Origin of the sequence: Mesorhizobium sp. M1A.F.Ca.ET.072.01.1.1 (genome assembly GCF_004023325.1) — a bacterium.
Taxonomy (GTDB): domain Bacteria; phylum Pseudomonadota; class Alphaproteobacteria; order Rhizobiales; family Rhizobiaceae; genus Mesorhizobium.
This window is the reverse complement of sequence record NZ_RZSF01000639.1, coordinates 1-1,394: the sequence shown is the minus strand read 5'-3', so window position 1 is coordinate 1,394 and position 1,394 is coordinate 1. Positions and strand designations below refer to the sequence as shown.

The 1,394-nt window shown below is 67.4% G+C and carries 2 protein-coding genes; one reads left to right on the top strand and one right to left on the bottom strand.

What is annotated here, in order from left to right:
* Positions 1–91: 91 nt before the first annotated feature.
* Positions 92–781, bottom strand: a complete 690-nt coding sequence (locus EOA32_RS37205) for an SDR family NAD(P)-dependent oxidoreductase (protein WP_128374310.1) — start codon at positions 779–781, stop codon at positions 92–94.
* Positions 782–991: 210 nt separating this feature from the next.
* Here EOA32_RS37205 and EOA32_RS37200 point away from each other — a divergent pair.
* Positions 992–1,394, top strand: a 403-nt coding sequence (locus tag EOA32_RS37200) for an anhydro-N-acetylmuramic acid kinase (protein ID WP_189407716.1), incomplete at its 3' end; no start/stop codon positions are given.

The window sequence follows — 1,394 nt, the reverse complement described above, 5'->3', positions numbered from 1 at the left end:
GCAGACCACCACGATCAGCACCCCCACCGCCGCAACCACGACGCCGGTCTCGCGTCGGGGCGCGTTATTGCACGGTTCGTGGAATGGATCGTCAGAACGTCTCGACCCAGGGCCTCAGCTCGACCTCGAAGCTCCAGGCGCTGCGATGCTGGCGGTGGACTGCGAGATAGGTCTCGGCGATCGCGTCCGGCGAGAGGCGGCGATCCGGCCGGTCTGGCTCGGCCGCCTGCCCGGGCGGCTCGATCTGGCCGTCGAGGATGAAATGCGCGACATGGATGTTCTTCGGACCTAGCTCGCGCGCCATCGACTGCGCCAGCCCGCGCAGCCCGAATTTCGGCATGGCGAAGCCGGCCGAGCCGGAGAAGCCCCTGAGACTCGCAGTGGCGCCGGTGAACAGGATCGAGCCGGAGCCGCGCGCAACAAGCCGGCGCGCCGCCTGCTGGCCGACGAGGAAGCCGCCATAGGCGCCGACGAGCAGGGCCTGCTTGAGCGCCTCCGGATCGAGCTCGGCGATCGGGCCGCGCGTGCGGCCGCTGGCGTTGAAGACGGCAATTTCGAGGGAGCCGGCCTTGTCGGCCGCCTCGAACAGCCGCGCGACGGAGGCGGCATCCGACACGTCCGTCTCCACCGCCTGCGCACCCGTCTCCTGAACCAGCGCGGAGAGCTTGTCGACATTGCGGGCGGCCAGCACGACGCGAAAACCTTGCTTGCCGAGGAGCCGCGCCAGCGAAGCGCTGAGGCCAGCTCCAGCGCCTGCGATTACTGCGACGTTGGCGGCCATGTCGTTCCTCCTGCGAGTACGCGTTGTTCAGTGATGTTGATAGTCGCACAAGCTCGCTCCTTCGGCTGCAAGAGGCAAGGACCACGTTGCTCCGTTTTGGCAGTTCGACGCAAAGGCGGTGCCCGGTGAGAAGTCCCGGCGCAGCCGAAAGACTTGCCTGTCGCGTCGATCCGTCCGACACGTGGTTCAGCGGCGATTCGAGGAACGACCATGGAACCAATCTGGGCCGTCGGCCTGATGACCGGTACGGTGCTTGACGGCAATATCGACGTGGCGCTGATTAAAACCGACGGCGAGCGCATCGCCGACGCCGGTACATACACATTGGCCCCCTACCCGCAATCGATCCGCGCCCTGCTCGAAGAAACGCTGCGCCAAGCACGCGTCTGGAATTTCGAGGGGCCGGAGCCGGCGATTTTTCGCGAGGCGGAGGAGGCGCTGACGCGCGCGCAGTCGGCGGCGGTCAGGGATTTGGTCGAAAGCCAGGGCATGACGATGGCCGATATCGGCGTCGTCGGCTTCCACGGCCAGACGGTGCTGCATCGCGCCCCGCAGGCGGGACGGATCGGTCGCACGCGCCAGCTCGCCGTCGCCGAGCTGGCGCGTATCATGC